This is a genomic window from Thiocapsa marina 5811, assembly GCF_000223985.1.
Taxonomy (GTDB): Bacteria; Pseudomonadota; Gammaproteobacteria; order Chromatiales; family Chromatiaceae; genus Thiocapsa; species Thiocapsa marina.
On the sequence record NZ_AFWV01000001.1, the window covers coordinates 87,434 to 103,191 of the forward strand.

Below are 15,758 nucleotides of genomic sequence, written 5' to 3' on the forward strand. Positions count from 1 at the left end.
GGGACACGGTCTCGGAGACCCTCAAGGGACCCGTATCGCGTGGAACATGCGTCCGTCTCCACGTTGCACGAGAACCGCTACCGACCGACCGGACGGGATCGCATCGAGGATCCTGTTGAAGCCGGCCAAATCCTGCACGGTCTGGTTATCGAGCATCAGGATCACGTCGCCCGAGCTCAGCCCCGCCTGTTCCGCGGGCCCGCGCTCGACGTCGTCCACCAGCACGCCGCCGCCCGTGACCGAGAGCTGCTCGCGTTGCTCGGGCGTGAGCTCGCTCACGAAGAGGCCGATCCGATTCGCAGACGCCTTCTCCGGCTCGCTCGACCGCGCGGCGAGTTGATCCTCCTCGGGCAGCTCGCCGATCTCGACCTCGAGATCGACCAGCTCGCCGCCTCTGAGCACTTGCAGCTTCACCCGATCGCCGACCGGCGTAATCCCCACCATGGGAGGCAATGCGCTCGAGGTCAGGATGTCGCGTCCGTTGTAGGTGACGATGATATCGCCCGGCAGGACCTTCGCCCCCTCGGCAGGGCTCCCCGGAAGGATCTGGGCCACCAGTGCGCCGCGGGGCTGCTTCATGCCGAAGCTCTCGGCCAGCTCGCGCGTGACGTCCTGAATCAAGACGCCGAGCCAACCGCGACTGACCCGGCCTTTGGTCTGGAGCTGATCGACCACGTCCATCACGACGTCGATCGGGATCGAGAACGAGAGCCCCATGAAGCCGCCCGTGCGGCTGTAGATCTGGCTGTTGACGCCGACCACCTCGCCGTCGAGATTGAACAGCGGCCCGCCCGAGTTTCCCGGATTGATGGCCACGTCGGTCTGGATGAAGGGGATGTAGTTTTCGGTGGGAAGGCTGCGGCCCTTGGCGCTGACGATGCCTGCCGTGGCCGATGACTCGAACCCGAAAGGAGAGCCGATCGCCAAAACCCATTCGCCGACCTTGAGCTCCTGAGCCGTGCCGATCTTCACCGCCGGGAGCCCCTCCCCTTCGATCTTGAGCAGCGCGATGTCGCTGCGTTTGTCCGTTCCGACCAGCGAGGCCACGAATTCGCGCCGATCGCTGGTGCGCACGATGATCTCTTCCGCACCCTCCACGACATGGGCGTTGGTCAACACGAATCCGTCGGCCGAGACGATGAACCCCGATCCGAGCGAGCGAGACGGAAGGTAATCATTCGGGAGCTCGCCGTCCTCACCGAAGAAATGCCGGAAGAAATCCTGCAAGGGGCTGTCTTCCGGTAGGTCGGGAACGGAAAACTCGGGCAACTGCTCGACCGTCACCGGCGCCTGCTTGGTGCTGATGTTCACGACCGAGGGCGCGTTCTCGGCGACCAGATCCACGAAGTCGGGAAGCATGCGGCTGGCCGCAAGACCGGGCATGAGCGCGCCGCAGACCAATGCCGCGAGGGCGAAGGAGAAGGTTGGTATGGGACGCATGGACGCTCCGGAATAGATGGATTCGATCGGACGGCCGCCGCGACCGCGGCGGTGCCGGATGTGACGGGAGAGAATTTGGACGGTGCCGAAACAAGCACCGCTGCCGGGCCGGGCCGCTTTACACCTTCGGTTTGGTTCGCCGAGCGCACGCGTCGCCGGCCGTCGCGGTTACGCTGCGGTTCAGGGCCAGGGAAGGATCTGGACCGGCGGGCTCCGCTCGATCCGACACACGACCGCATGCTGCTCGGAACGGTTCCGAGATCGCGCACTGTAGCCGCGTAGCCAGAACAACGCCAGAGCGAAGCCGAACGCCGCACCGAGCAGTGCCGCCGCGTCAGTCCAAGCGCTTTCGGCCGTTCCGGCAAGCAGGGCCTCTCCCGCGAACGCACCACCGAGCAGACCGACCAAGGGCACGAAATAGACTGCAAACGACGCCGAGAGGAGACCCCGCTCCGAGATCCCGAGCATCACGCGCTCGCCGACCGATGCCTGCGCCTGATTCAAGGCTCGAACCTGCGTCGAGCTGCGCCCGAAAAAGCGCTCGATCAGGGATGTTCCGCAGGCACCCTGCGCCGCGCATCCGCCGCAGACCGTTCGGCGCTCGACCCGAACCAAGGCATAGCGGCCCTCGGTCGAGACGACGACACCCGCTTCTTCGATCATCGCGGGGCTTTCTCGACGCGTCGAGCACTGAGCACCGCCGCCTGAACGGTCTCGGACGGAACCTCGCCGACAGCGGTGATCTGGTAGCCGTCGATCTGCCGCCCGGCGGCATGTACGGCACCGATGTGGGTCGATCCGCTTAGACCGTCCCGGGTGTCGTCCTCGATGTAGACCGAGTAGGCCGAAAGCCGATCGGTGAAGAGAAAATGCTCGACGGCCGCACCGCTCGGATGATCCATCACGCCCTGGCTCACCAATTGAAAGCCCGGCGGAGGCTCGTCGAAGCGCCAGCGTCCTTCGACGCGGGCGACGGGAGCGCGCCGCAGAGCGTCTGCCTCGACCTCGACCTGCGCCGGGGCGGCCGGGGCCTCCGTGTCGACCGTGATGGCGGTGAACATCAACTGCTCCAGCGACGCGCCGTTGCTGTCGATGAGATCGGACTTCAGCGGAAGGAAGGTCTCCTGATCGACGTAGAACCGATACCCGTACCTCAAATCGTCGCGCGGGATGATACCGACCACCTCCGTATCACGGCCGGCAACGCGCGCGATGCCTTGGATCTCGATGCGATAGAACTCACCGAGCTGCTCCGGCGAGATGCCGTCGGTGTTCAGGAGCCCGCCTGCGCCGGATGGACGCTTCACCGAGATCGGATGCCCGTCCGGCAGCACGCACATGACCCGATCGGGTTCGCGAGTCACTGCCCGCACCGGTCCGTTCAGGGAGAGCAACCGCTCTTGAACCTGGCCTTCCTCGTAGCGGTGGACCAAGTGAAGGGCTTCAAGCCGGTTCTCGTGAGAGTACACCAGGGTCCCCTCGTAATTGAGCGACCTCAGCGCGTCGGCCATCCGCCGGAGCAAATCGCTCGCACGCTCGATCGTGTCATCCGCGAGGCTCGCCTGGACCACGAGCGAGAGCACGAGGAATATGCCCAGCCGGGCCGGGAGCCTCGGCTCAACGACCCGCTTCATAACCGACAAAGGTCGCATAAGGCAGCATGCCCTTGGCCCCGGTTGTCGGGGCAGTCTCTTGGTGGGTAACGAGGAAAAGATCGAGTTTGTTGATCAGCTCGGGGTGTTCCAAATCCCAGCGCTTCGCCGGGATCACGACGACGTCTTGTTGCGCGGCGAAGGTCGGTGCCGTCGCAGGAATGCTCGGGAGCGAGCTCACGCCGTCGAACAGGCCAGGGACAACGAAAACCGCGAGAAAGGCAGCTGCAGCGGCAAGTGCCATGCCGGCGATCGGTCTCCTGCTCGTCGACCGCTTCGGGTCGCCGCGGCGCGGGGCCAAGACCGTCGGCTCGCGCGCGACGCGCTCGCGAACCAGGTCCGCAACAGGACGACGCGATGCATGAACGGCCTCTCCGCGAATTGCCGAACCGATCGCGTGGTAGCGCTCCCATGTGCCTCGTAAGTCCGGATCGCCCGCGATGGCATCGACTAGTCGCGCGGTGCCGGCGGGATCGAGCTCGCCGTCCTGAAGCTCGGAAATGCGTTGTCGTAGCTCGTCGCTCATTGCTTCATGCCTTGGCTGAGAATTCATTGACTGGATGGACATCGTCGTCCGAGGATTTCGACCTCACGTCTCCTGCGAAGGTGCCGACAGGCGCGCCGGACAACGCCCGACGCAGCCGCTCGCTGCCGATTTGACGCCGCCGAGCCGTCATGGTTCGAGGAGTGGCCGCAACCGCTTGTCGATTGCATCGCGGGCACGAAAGATACGTGAGCGCACGGTGCCGATCGGGCAAGCCATCGCGGTCGCGATCTCTTCGTAGCTCATGCCCTCCAACTCGCGCAGCACGATGGCCGTGCGCAGATCGTCGGGCAGGTCGTCGAGCGCGCGTTGAACGGTCTGTGCGATCTCCTCGGTCAACGCAAGCCGCTCGGGCGTTCCGGAATCCCGCAGGCGAACACCCATGTCCATCTGCTCGGCGACTTCGGCCTCGACGTCGTCCCCCGGGGGGCGACGCCCCTGCGCCACCAGGTGGTTCTTCACCGTGTTCACCGCGATACGATAGAGCCAGGTGTAGAAGGCACTCTCGCCGCGAAACGCCGGAAGTGCACGGTATGCCTTCAGGAAGGCATCCTGACTGACGTCCATCACCTCGCTCGGATCGCGGACATACCGGGAGATCAGGTTTGCCACCTTTTGCTGATACTTCAACACCAGCAAGTCGAAAGCGCGCTTGTCTCCGTTCTGGGCGCGCGCCACTAGCTCCTGATCGGCGGTGCGCTCAGACATGGACACGAGCCTTGGCGCTGCTGACCAGCGATTCCGTTGGCATTGACAATTCCCCGATTCGGAAGTTCGTGAGCACCCTCACGTGCGGCCGAGGCCCCTCAAATAAAGCGACAAACCTTGATCCCGCCCATGAAATGGGTGAGTTTACGGCGAACCGCGCGAATCGCCCAAACTCAACCCGATCACCTTCGAGATCGAGGATCATGACGACGCCGAACCTCGATCCGTCCGACCTCGGCGCCTGTTCCGGTCCACTCATGCCTGTCCGATCCCCTAATGTGAAGGTTCCGACCATGCAAGCTACGCCTCACCGCCACGACGTCCTGATTCTCGGCAGCGGCGCCGCGGGACTCAGCCTCGCACTGCGCCTGCACGACGACCTTTCGGTCGCCGTCATCTCCAAGCGCGAGCTCAGGGAAGGAAGCACGCTCTATGCGCAAGGCGGTATCTCGGCCGTGCTGGATGCGACCGACTCGATCGAATCGCACGTGCAGGACACCCTCAAGGCCGGCGCCGGACTCTGCGACCGCCGCGTGGTCCGGCACATCGTGGAGCGCGGACCGGACAACATCCGCTGGCTGCTCGATCAGGGTGTGGAGTTTACACGTGACGAGGCCAGCGCATCGACGGGCGGCTATCACCTCACGCGCGAAGGCGGCCACACCCATCGCAGGGTCATCCACGCCGCCGATGCGACCGGCCGTGCCGTGGCGACAACGCTCGAGGCACAGGTGCGCGGCAAGCCGAACACGACACTCTTCGAGCAGCACATCGCCGTCGACCTCATCACCTCCAAGCATCGCCCCGGCAAGACAAACCACCGCTGTCTCGGCGCCTACATCCTGGATTTGGGCACGGGCCAGGTCGAAGTCCACCTTGCACGTTTTGTCGTCTTGGCAACCGGGGGCGCAAACAAGGTCTATCTCTACACCAGTAATCCGGATGTTTCGACCGGCGACGGCATCGCGATGGCCTGGCGAGCCGGGTGTCGCGTGGCGAACATGGAGTTCATGCAGTTTCACCCGACCTGCCTCTACCACCCCGAGGCGCGATCCTTTCTGATCACCGAGGCACTGCGCGGGGAAGGCGCGCGTCTGTTGCTGCCCGACGGGGAGCGCTTCATGCCGCGGTTCGATCCGCGTGCCGAACTCGCCCCGCGCGACATCGTGGCACGCGCCATCGACCACGAGATGAAGCGGCTCGGTACCGCCTGCGTCTATCTGGACATCTCGCACCGGCCGGCCGACTTCGTGATCGAGCACTTTCCGACCATTCACCAGCGCTGCCTCGAGCTCGGAATCGACATCACCACCGATCCCATTCCGGTCGTTCCGGCCGCACATTACACCTGCGGCGGCGTCATGGTCGACGAGCGCGCCCGCACCGACCTGCCCGGCCTCTATGCCAGCGGCGAGACCGCCTACACGGGCCTGCACGGCGCGAACCGGATGGCGAGCAACTCCCTTCTCGAGTGCCTGGTGTACTCCGAGCTGGCGGCCGAAGACATCGCACGCCTGATGAACGACATTCCGGAGCCGCCCGAGGTGCAACCCTGGGACGAGAGCCGGGTCACCGAGCCGGACGAAGAGGTGGTGGTGACACACAACTGGGACGAGCTGCGTCGCTTCATGTGGGACTACGTCGGCATCGTGCGCACAAACAAACGCCTGCGCCGCGCCAAACGCCGCGCCGACCTGCTCCAACAAGAGGTCATCGAGTATTACAGCCGATTCCGGGTCAGCAACGACCTGATCGAGCTGCGCAACCTGCTCGAGGTCGCCGACCTGATCATCCAATCGGCACTGCGCCGGCGCGAAAGCCGCGGGCTGCATTACACCCTGGATTTTCCGGACAAGGACGCGACCCAACGTACACCGACCATCCTGATCCCGGACAGCTACCGCCCGCGACACGGCGATTGAGCACAAAGCCACCGCCGGGCTGCCGATGAGACCGTCTGCATCACCCCGACGCACCCTGCCGGGGCCGTGAAATAGAGCCGGGATGTAGGGTGTGGTGACGAAGGAACCGCACCGATGCCCGGTCCGGTCGTCGCTCGGTGCGGTTCGTACCTCACCGCACCCTGCACGCCGACCCGTAAGTCGGCATCCCGATGCCGGCACGGGCGTCCCGATCGTCGGCAGGGTCCCGGGGCGCCGACAGACATCGCCCTATCAATCCTCAACATTGACTCAGACCGAAGGCGACCATTTTCGAAGTAGGTTATATTGCCGCGTTACGTCGGAACGCTCAGACGGGTCTTCGCGCGCGCAGCCTTGCGCGGTCCGATCCGATGCGCCGCCCGACCCGAGCGTCGCATACCTGCGGCACAACGGCACCGCGTCGGTTCCGTCCGCCTCCGATCGGCTCCGATCGGTTCCGATCGGTTCCGCCCGACATACCCGCAATTGGAGAACGATCAAGATGACCGACTATGTCCGCTGGCTGAGCGAGCTCGGAATGGACGACGTCCCCGTCGTCGGCGGCAAGAACGCGTCGCTCGGCGAGATGATCCAGAACCTCACCGATTTGGGTGTTCAGGTGCCGGGCGGGTTCGCTACGACCGCGGATGCCTACCGCGAGTTTCTCGCCAAAGACGGACTTGACGAGCGCATCCAAACGGTTCTCGACGCATTGGACGTCGACGATGTCACGGCCCTCTCCCAAGCCGGTCCGCGCATCCGCGGCTGGGTCATGGAGCAGCCCTTCCCGGCCGCACTGGAGGCGGCGATCGACGACGCCTTCGCCCGTCTGACCGCCGATGCCGGGACCGCCGCGGTGTCTTGGGCCGTGCGCTCCTCGGCAACCGCGGAGGATCTGCCCGACGCCTCCTTCGCGGGTCAGCAAGAGACCTTCTTGAACGTCGAGGGTCTGGACAACATCAAGCACCGGATCAAGGAGGTCTTCGCCTCCCTGTTCAACGACCGGGCCATTTCCTATCGCGTGCATCAGGGGTTCGAGCATCGCAATGTCGCCCTCTCGGCCGGCATCCAGCGCATGGTGCGCAGCGATCTGGCCGCCTCCGGCGTCATGTTCACGCTGGATACCGAATCGGGCTTCCGCGACGCCGTCTTCATTACCTCGAGCTACGGGCTCGGCGAGATGGTCGTGCAGGGCGCGGTCAACCCGGACGAGTTCTATGTCCACAAGCCCACGCTGGCCGCCGGACGCCCCGCCATTCTGCGCCGCAGCGTCGGCGACAAGGCGATCCGCATGGTCTACGACGCCGCTCCCGGCGCCAAGAGCCCGGTGCGCACCGAGGACGTCCCCGAGGCCGAGCGCCCGTTGTTCAGCATCACGGATGCCGAGATCGAGCAGCTCGCACGACAGGCCGTCCTGATCGAGCAGCACTACGGACGCCCGATGGACATCGAATGGGCGAAAGACGGCAACGACGGCAAGCTCTATGTGGTGCAGGCGCGTCCCGAGACCGTACAGAGCCGCTCGGGCAACGTGATCGAGCGCTATGTGCTGCGCGAGAAGGGGCCGGTGCTGACCACCGGGCGCAGTATCGGCAGCCGCATCGGCGCCGGCGCGGCCAAGATCGTCTCGAGTATCGCCGACATGCACCGTGTCGAAGCCGGCGACGTGCTCATCACCGACATGACCGACCCCGACTGGGAGCCGGTCATGAAGCGCGCGGCGGCCATCGTCACCAACCGCGGCGGGCGCACCTGTCATGCCGCCATCATCGCCCGCGAGCTGGGCGTGCCGGCCGTGGTCGGCTGCAACAACGCGACCGATGTGGTGCAGGACGGCCAGCTCGTCACCGTCAGCTGCGCCGAGGGCGACACGGGTCTCATCTACGACGGCAAGCTGGCGTTCGACTACAAGACCGTCGAGCTCTCGGCCATGCCCGAGATCCCGGTGAAGATCATGATGAACGTCGGCAACCCGGACCGCGCCTTCGCCTTCGCGGCGACGCCGAACGCCGGTATCGGTCTGGCACGTTTGGAATTCATCATCAACAACATGATCGGGATCCATCCCAAGGCGCTGCTCGAATTCGACCAGCTCCCGGCGGACCTCAAGGCCAAGATCGCACCACGGATCGCCGCCTATACCAGCCCGCGCGAGTTCTATATTGCCAAGCTCGCCGAAGGCATCTCGACCCTGGCCGCGGCATTCGCGCCCAACACCGTCATCGTGCGCATGTCGGACTTCAAGTCCAACGAATACGCCAACCTGGTCGGCGGGACCCGCTACGAGCCGGAAGAAGAAAACCCTATGATCGGATTCCGGGGTGCCGGGCGCTACGTGGCGGAGAACTTCAAGGACTGCTTCGAGCTCGAATGCGAGGCGCTCAAGCGCGTGCGCGACGACATGGGTCTGACCAACGTCGAGATCATGATCCCCTTCGTGCGGACGCTCAAACAGGCCAAGGCGGTCGTCGAGGCGCTCGCCGAGCAGGGACTTGCGCGCGGCAAGAACGGGCTGCGGCTCATCATGATGTGCGAGCTGCCCTCCAACGCCGTGTTGGCCGAGGAATTCCTGGAGTATTTCGACGGCTTCTCGATCGGCTCCAACGACATGACCCAGCTCACCTTGGGCCTGGATCGCGACTCGAGCCTAGTCGCCGAGAGCTTCGACGAGCGCGACCCGGCCGTGAAGAAGATGCTGTCGATGGCGATCGCCGCGTGCCGCGCCCAAGGCAAGTATGTCGGCATCTGCGGTCAGGGCCCGTCGGATCACAAGGACTTCGCCGACTGGCTGCTCAAGCAAGGGATCACCAGCATCTCGCTCAACCCGGATACCGTCATCGATACCTGGATCTATCTGGCGGAGCAGGCAAAGACACTCTGAGGCTTTCGGAGGGCGGACAAGCGCTGTAGGGTGGACAAGCGCTGTAGGGTGGACAAGCGCTGTAGGGTGGACAAGCGCAGCGCAGTCCACCAGCGCCGGAGCAGAGTTCGGTGGACTGCGCTGCGCTTGTCCACCCTACCGGTTTGTCGCACCGCACGATGAGCACGCCGGTCACCGGCGAGGCCGCACCTCGAACTTGATCAGCGGATGGGCCAGGCCGTCGCGCACCACGGCGCGATTCCAAGGCACCAAGGCCGTCTGAATCACCTCGCGAAATCGCGCGCGTGCCGAGCTGTCCAGATCCACGGTGATCAGGCAGCGATAACCGCGAATCCCGAAACCGTCGTCCGGACGCACCTTCAGGTCGTAGCCTGCGGCCGGGATGAGCCCTTCCTGCAGGCACTCGGCGAGGACCTCGGTCACGCAAGCGCCTATCGCATCGCTGCCCGGATCAGCGGCGTGCCGGGAACCGGTCCAACCGAGCCGCCTCGCGCGGATTGCCTCCTCCGGGGCAGCCAACAGCTGCTCCCGCCGCTGCGCGATCCACTCCCCCGCCACAAGCTGTACGGCTACCGAGGCCACGGACTCCGACGCAAACCGTTGACCTGCCAACGCCACGACCGAGCGCGGAACAAAAGTGCCATAGAGGCGCATCGTCCGATTCATGCACGGTGCGCCGGCCCCGCGATCGGCCAGTACATACCAGCGCCGCGCCTCGGCCATGGCATGGGTGTCGCGCACCGCCACCTCGCCGCCCGCACCGAGCTCCCAGCCGTCGGGCCAGAGTGCGACCTGATAGGCCGGTAAGGCCGCGACGACACGGGCGGCTCGATCTGCACTTGCGTCCTTGCCCGAGCGCTTAAGCCGCACGGGCGACAGGGACGCAAACAGCCTCGACGGACCGGCCGCGAAGGATCGGCTCGGCACCCGATCAGGACCTCTTGGTGCTGGAAAGATCCCAAAGCGCCGGGGAGTGAAAGAGCCTGGCGAGCTGAAGCTCGCGCTCGCTCTCGAGCTCGCGCGGCATATGATCCCCGAAGCGCGTGAAGAGCTCCTCCTGATCATGGGTCTCCAGTCGCGCCGATTCGCGATCGATGTTCATGATCGAGTAGAAGCGCTCGCGATCGAAATCCAGCCCGTCCCAGTTGAAAGCCTCGTAGTCCGGGATCCAGCCGATCGGACTCTCGACCGCCGAGCCCTTGTCGTTGCAGCGTTTGACGATCCATTCGAGCACACGCATGTTCTCGCCGAAGCCCGGCCAGATGAAGCGCCCGTGATCGTCCTTACGGAACCAATTGACGCGGAAGATCCGCGGCGGGGTGGAGACACAGCGCCGCCCGATCCGCAGCCAATGCCGCCAATAGTCCGCCATGTTGTAGCCGCAGAAGGGCAGCATCGCCATGGGATCGCGCCGCACGGCCGCCTGCCCGATCGCCGCCGCGGTGGCCTCCGACCCCATGGTCGCGGCCAGATAGACCCCGTGCTCCCAGTTGTAGCTCTGAAACGCCAGCGGGAAATGCCGACTGACCCGGCCGCCGAACAGGAAGGCGCTGATGGGCACGCCCTTGGGGTTCTCCCATTCCGGATCGATCGAGGGGCATGCCGAGGCAGGCGCGGTGAAGCGTGCATTCGGATGGGCCGCGTGCCGACCGCAACCCGGCGTCCAGTCCTCGCCCTTCCAATCGATCAGGTGATCGGGCGGCTCCTTGGTCATGCCCTCCCACCAGACGGAACCATCGTCGGCCAGCGCGCAGTTGGTGAAGATGGCATTCGCGCGCAGTGCCGCCATGGCGTTGGGGTTGGAGTCCTCGTTCGTCCCCGGCGCCACCCCGAACAGGCCGTACTCGGGGTTGATCGCGTAAAAGCGCCCGTCGGCGGGATTGGGCTTGATCCAAGCAATGTCGTCGCCGACCGTGGTGATCTTCCAGCCCTCGAAGCCTTTGGGCGGAATGAGCATGGCAAAGTTGGTCTTGCCGCAGGCGCTCGGGAAGGCGGCGGCGACATAGCGCTTCTCGTGCTCGGGCGACTCCACGCCCATCACGAGCATATGCTCGGCCAGCCAACCTTCGTCACGCGCCATGACCGAGGCGATGCGCAGTGCGAAGCACTTCTTCCCGAGCAGGGCATTGCCGCCGTAGCCGCTGCCGAAAGACCAGATCTCGCGGGTCTCCGGGAAGTGGGCGATGTATTTATCCTCGATGCTGTTCGCGCAGGGCCAGGGCACATCCTGCTCGCCGGGTTGCAGGGGTGCGCCGACCGAGTGCACGCAGGGGACGAAGTCCCCGTGATCGCCCAGTGCGTCGAGCACCCGCTGGCCCATCCGGGTCATGATCCGCTGATTCACCACCACATAGGGCGAATCCGTGACCTGCACACCGATATGCGCGATCGGCGAGCCGATCGGACCCATGCTGAAGGGGATCACATAGAGCGTGCGCCCGCGCATGCAGTCCTTGAACAGCCCCTTGAGCAGCGCCTTCGCCTTACGAGGCTCGAGCCAGTTGTTGGTGGGCCCCGCATCTTCCTCGCGCAGCGAGCAGATGAAAGTGCGGTCCTCGACCCGCGCGACATCGCTCGGGTGTGAGCGGGCCAGGAAGCTGTTTGGATGCGTCTCGGGATTGAGCCGGACGAAGGTACCGGCATCGACCATCTCGGTGCAGAGTCGGTCGTACTCCTCTTGAGAACCGTCGCACCAATAGACGCGATCGGGTTGGCAGAGCTCGGCCAACTGCGTCACCCAATCCAGGAGATGACGGTTTTGAGTACGGGTCTCCCCGTCGTGCCTGGTGGTCATGCCGGACTCCTTACTGTCGAAACAAGACTGGATGCTGCCGATCATGCTAGAAAGAGCGACCGGCTTCCAGCCTCCAAGCAGAACTTCGGCGCCAAGCCCCGACAAAGCCGCCCTGCCGATCTATCCAGCCGGAGAACTGCCCCAGGATGCGCATAGGTCCGCAGCCGGCATCGGTCGGCCGTAGAGATAACCCTGCCCGATGTCACATCCCTCCCGGCGCAAAAACGCATTCTGCGCCTCGCGCTCGACGCCTTCGGCGATCACCTCCAGGCCTAGACTCTTTCCGAGCCCGATAATCGCACGAGCAATCATGCCGCCGTCCTCGGCGGCATCCAGGTCTTGAACGAAAGACGCGTCGATCTTCAGACGATTCAGAGGCAATTGCCGGATATAACCCAAGGAGGAATAGCCGGTCCCGAAATCGTCGACGGCGATCGCGATGCCCAGAGCACGGAGTCCGCGCAATGCGTCGATCGCCCGGTCGGCCCTTTGCATGATCATGGACTCGGTCAGCTCCAGCTCGAGCCTGGCCGGCGCCAGTCCGGTCTCTTCCAGGATGTCGCTCACCTGGCCCACCAGCGAGTCACGACCCAGTTGCTGCGCAGAGAGGTTGACGGCCACCCGCGGAACCGACAGGCCGGATGCGTCCCAATCCATCATCTGAACGCACGCGGCACGCAGAACCCAGACGCCGATCTCGTCGATGATGCCCATCTCCTCCGCAACCGAGATGAAACACCCGGGAGCCAGCAGTCCCTGCTCGGGATGCTGCCAACGAACCAGCGCCTCGACACCGGCGAGTCGACCGGTCGAAAGCTGAATTTGGGGCTGGTAGTGGACCAACAGCTCGCCTCGGCGCACCGCCGCACGAAGGTCGTTCTCGAGACGCAGGCGATCGAACGCACTCGCGGTCAGGTCGGGCTCGTAATACTGGTAGGTGTTTCGGCCCATCTCCTTGGCCGTGTACATGGCCGTGTCGGCGTGCCGCAGGAGGTCGTCGGCGGTTTCGCCGTTTGAAGAAAACAGGCTGATACCGATGCTCACGGTGACGTAGAGTTTGCGGTCGTCCAGAGTGAGCGGTTCTGCAAAAACGCTCAGCAGGTTTGCGGCGAAAACACCGGCACGACGCTCGCTGACGCCATCTTCCAACAAGACAACGAATTCGTCCCCGCCGAGGCGCGCCAGGGTATCGCCGCCGCGAATTCGAGAGGCTAAACGCCGGGCGACCTGCTGTAGAAGGCTATCGCCCGCAGGGTGCCCCAAGGTCTCGTTGATTGTCTTGAAGCGGTCCAAATCGACCAGCAGAACAGCCAACGGGGACCGCGCCCGCGCAGCGTGCGCGATCGCATGCTCCAGACGGTCTCGCAAGAGTACGCGGTTCGGCAGACCCGTGAGTGCATCGTGATGAGTCAAAAAGACAAGCTGCGACTCCGATTCCCGGAGAGCCGAGATGTCGGCGAACACCGCGACGTAGTTCGTCAAGGTTCCCACGTCATCGTAGACGCTCGCGATCGTCATCCACTCGGGATAAATCTCCCCGTTCTTGCGCTTATTCCAGAGCTCGCCGCACCACCGACCCGTCGTCCCGATACTGGCCCACATCCCTTCGTAAAAGGCCCGGCCGTGGCGCCCGGATTGAAGAATCCTCGGATTTTGCCCGAGAACCTCGGCCTCGCTGTAGCCGGTGATCTCGGTGAAGGCAAGATTCACCGAGACGATGTTGCCCCGTGCGTCCGTCACTGTGACGCCTTCGGCTGCACTTTCGAAAGCGCGAGCTGCCTGCCTCAGTCGCTCCTCGGCCTCGCGTCGCTCCGTTATGTCGCGGGTCGTGGCGACCAATGTCAGCTCACCACCCGCCTCGGCACGGCACTGTCGAGAGGTCGTCTCGACCCAGATATGGGTTTCGTCCGCCCGACGAAGCCGATACCGAAGCGTCGGCAGCGGCGCCGAAACACCCGCCTCAAGCCCGGCTCGCTGTTGCGCGGCGAGCAGGGCATGGTCCTCCGGATGGATGAAGTCGTAGGCGCTTTTGCCTAATAGCGCCTCCGCATCGAAGCCAAGCAGCGTCCGACACGCCGGTGATACATAGAGGTAACGTGACTCGACATCGTGCACCGAAATCATGTCGGTCGCATGGTCCGCCAACAAGCGATAGTGGCGTTCGCTCTCGGCGAGGGCGGCTTCGCTCGCGACGTGCTCCAGAGTGTAGGACACGTCCATCGCCATCTCTTCCAAGAGCCCGTTCACCTGCGGATCGAAGAAGTCCGCATCGCCCGCATAGAAGACGATAACGCCGACAATCCTTTCTTGCTCTCGCAACGGAAAGGCTACGCAGCTGCCGATGTCCTGACTGGACGACTCGCCGCCTGCGCACGGAGTCTTGTCACCAAGCCGACAGTCCGCGCATCGGGCGGGCTTGCCATGCATCGCCGCCACCAGTCCGTGAAGCAATCCCTCCGGACCGTCCTCCGCAAGCGAAACCCCCGCAAGACATCCGGGGTCCGTACCGTGGCTGCCCAGCAGCGAAAGATAATCTGCGTCAACCTCGAAACCATAGATGGCGCAGGCCACCAATCCACCATGCTCGACGGCGATCCGGGCGATCTGCATCGAGAATGCGGCGGGATCATGGATGCGAACCATGGCGCGGTTGGAATGGCTCAGGGTGTCGTACAAACGCGACATCCGCTCTGCGCTCCGCTCCGCTGCGTGGCGCGCCGTGATATCCCGATTGACACCGCGGCGACCCGAATAGGTGCCGTCGTCGTAGACTGCTTGGCATTGGTGCTCGACCCAGCGTGTCTGTCCCGACTGCTCGATCAGCCGCAACCGCATTTTCGTGTGGGATCCGTTGGCCGGAGAATAGGTATCGACGTGGTGACGATCCCATGCCATGCGGTCGTCCGGATGGAGCAAACGCCGGAAAAGGTCAGGGTCGGCAAGGAATGCCTCGGGCGGATAGCCGGTCAGCGTGCGACAAGCCGGGGAAACATAGCGATAGTGTCCGTCGGAGCCCACCCAATAATCCCAATCCAACGAGTAGTCCGCAAGGATGCGATAGCGATGCTCGCTCTCCGCCAAGGCCCGATGCGCGGATTTGATCGCCTCCGCTTGAGCCAAGGGCTCCGTGAGATCCACGATTGCACAAACCAGCTCCATGGCCTCGGCATCACGCGTCGGCAACCGAGCAACGTGGAGCTCGCCCTTGAAGGGCGTGTTGTCCGAGGTGCGAAAGACCACCTCGTGTTGGACACTGGAACCATTCGACGAGGCCGCCGCCAACGCCTCCCCGAGCTGGGCGGTGGAACGCTTGTCCAGGAGACTTGCGAGAAACCGGGGCCGACCGCGAATACCGTCCAAGAGAAACAGCCGCATGGCTTCGGCACTCGCCTCGAGGATCATGCCGGAACGCTCGATGACCAGCGCGGCCAGCGGCAATCCCGCGAAAAATGCCCTCGACCGACCGACAGCCACTTCGGCGATCGCTTGAGACTCACGCAGCTCCGCGTTCTGCACTTCCAGCTCGGCCTGGTAAACCCGAAGCTCTTCGATCAGCTTGGCCGGATCGAAATCAGCCTCCGCAAGTCCAGCGTCGAGCGCGTCGCACGGCAGCGGACCATCGAAGCACGGTCGCGCAGATGAAGTCGGCTCGACACCGCCGACATTGGAATCGCGGGCAGGAGGGTTGTCGCTGGTGTAGGGAACCTTGGGCATCGCGTTGAGCTCCTTGCGCTTTCGACGAAAAGATGCCCTTGATCCAGCAGGCGACCTGGCACTGGAGTCTAAACGAGTCGCGGTGGGAAAACGAGATCGGCTC

At 64.4% G+C, this 15,758-nt stretch carries 10 protein-coding genes; 2 read left to right on the forward strand and 8 right to left on the reverse strand.

Annotated features, from left to right (window positions below; translation table 11 throughout):
* Positions 1-21: 21 nt before the first annotated feature.
* From THIMADRAFT_RS00435 to rpoE, 5 genes are all read right to left on the reverse strand, one after another.
* A complete protein-coding gene (locus tag THIMADRAFT_RS00435) occupies positions 22-1,440 on the reverse strand; it encodes a DegQ family serine endoprotease (protein WP_007190966.1) in 1,419 nt (472 codons plus the stop codon).
* A 180-nt stretch (positions 1,441-1,620) separates the two neighbouring features.
* Positions 1,621-2,103, reverse strand: coding sequence for a SoxR reducing system RseC family protein (locus THIMADRAFT_RS00440; RefSeq protein ID WP_007190967.1), 483 nt, complete (start codon positions 2,101-2,103; stop codon positions 1,621-1,623).
* Complete coding sequence (locus THIMADRAFT_RS00445) at positions 2,100-3,074, reverse strand: MucB/RseB C-terminal domain-containing protein (protein WP_139052643.1); 975 nt, start codon at positions 3,072-3,074, stop codon at positions 2,100-2,102. Before THIMADRAFT_RS00445 ends, THIMADRAFT_RS00440 begins: the two co-directional genes overlap by 4 nt.
* Positions 3,058-3,660 carry a sigma-E factor negative regulatory protein gene (locus THIMADRAFT_RS28165; RefSeq protein ID WP_083829158.1) on the reverse strand — a complete coding sequence of 201 codons (603 nt, stop codon included), beginning with the start codon at positions 3,658-3,660 and terminating at the stop codon, positions 3,058-3,060. The genes THIMADRAFT_RS00445 and THIMADRAFT_RS28165 overlap by 17 nt, the downstream gene beginning before the upstream one ends.
* Positions 3,661-3,765: 105 nt before the next feature.
* Complete coding sequence (gene rpoE, locus THIMADRAFT_RS00455; RefSeq protein WP_007190970.1) at positions 3,766-4,344, reverse strand: RNA polymerase sigma factor RpoE; 579 nt, start codon at positions 4,342-4,344, stop codon at positions 3,766-3,768.
* A 293-nt stretch (positions 4,345-4,637) separates the two neighbouring features.
* On the opposite strand from rpoE, the gene nadB reads away from it, so the two are divergent.
* Together nadB and ppsA are read left to right on the forward strand one after the other, a co-directional pair.
* The gene (gene nadB / locus THIMADRAFT_RS00460) at positions 4,638-6,266 is read left to right on the forward strand and encodes an L-aspartate oxidase (RefSeq protein WP_040729285.1); all 1,629 of its coding nucleotides are present in this window, start codon (positions 4,638-4,640) and stop codon (positions 6,264-6,266) included.
* Between the two features lie 502 nt (positions 6,267-6,768).
* On the forward strand, positions 6,769-9,147 hold the full coding sequence (ppsA, locus tag THIMADRAFT_RS00465; protein WP_007190972.1) for a phosphoenolpyruvate synthase: 2,379 nt from the start codon (positions 6,769-6,771) through the stop codon (positions 9,145-9,147).
* Between the two features lie 171 nt (positions 9,148-9,318).
* Here ppsA and THIMADRAFT_RS00470 read toward each other — a convergent pair whose 3' ends face one another.
* The 3 genes from THIMADRAFT_RS00470 to THIMADRAFT_RS24275 all read right to left on the reverse strand — a co-directional run bounded on the left by THIMADRAFT_RS00470 (position 9,319) and on the right by THIMADRAFT_RS24275 (position 15,655).
* Entirely contained in the window at positions 9,319-10,074 is a 756-nt protein-coding gene (locus THIMADRAFT_RS00470) for a hypothetical protein (RefSeq protein ID WP_007190973.1), read from the reverse strand.
* Positions 10,075-10,078: 4 nt separating this feature from the next.
* Positions 10,079-11,941, reverse strand: coding sequence for a phosphoenolpyruvate carboxykinase (GTP) (locus THIMADRAFT_RS00475; RefSeq protein WP_007190974.1), 1,863 nt, complete (start codon positions 11,939-11,941; stop codon positions 10,079-10,081).
* A gap of 120 nt (positions 11,942-12,061) precedes the next feature.
* Entirely contained in the window at positions 12,062-15,655 is a 3,594-nt protein-coding gene (locus tag THIMADRAFT_RS24275) for an EAL domain-containing protein (protein WP_007190975.1), read from the reverse strand.
* Positions 15,656-15,758 lie beyond the last annotated feature (103 nt).

What these genes read in the sequence shown, in the direction of transcription:
- rpoE (WP_007190970.1), bottom strand. Translation starts at nt 4,344, where the DNA reads ATGTCTGAGCGCACCGCCGATCAGGAGCTAGTGGCGCGCGCCCAGAAC.
- THIMADRAFT_RS00475 (WP_007190974.1), bottom strand. Translation starts at nt 11,941, where the DNA reads ATGACCACCAGGCACGACGGGGAGACCCGTACTCAAAACCGTCATCTC.
- ppsA (WP_007190972.1), top strand. Translation starts at nt 6,769, where the DNA reads ATGACCGACTATGTCCGCTGGCTGAGCGAGCTCGGAATGGACGACGTC.
- nadB (WP_040729285.1), top strand. Translation starts at nt 4,638, where the DNA reads ATGCAAGCTACGCCTCACCGCCACGACGTCCTGATTCTCGGCAGCGGC.
- THIMADRAFT_RS00435 (WP_007190966.1), bottom strand. Translation starts at nt 1,440, where the DNA reads ATGCGTCCCATACCAACCTTCTCCTTCGCCCTCGCGGCATTGGTCTGC.
- THIMADRAFT_RS24275 (WP_007190975.1), bottom strand. Translation starts at nt 15,655, where the DNA reads ATGCCCAAGGTTCCCTACACCAGCGACAACCCTCCTGCCCGCGATTCC.
- THIMADRAFT_RS00445 (WP_139052643.1), bottom strand. Translation starts at nt 3,074, where the DNA reads ATGAAGCGGGTCGTTGAGCCGAGGCTCCCGGCCCGGCTGGGCATATTC.
- THIMADRAFT_RS28165 (WP_083829158.1), bottom strand. Translation starts at nt 3,660, where the DNA reads ATGTCCATCCAGTCAATGAATTCTCAGCCAAGGCATGAAGCAATGAGC.
- THIMADRAFT_RS00440 (WP_007190967.1), bottom strand. Translation starts at nt 2,103, where the DNA reads ATGATCGAAGAAGCGGGTGTCGTCGTCTCGACCGAGGGCCGCTATGCC.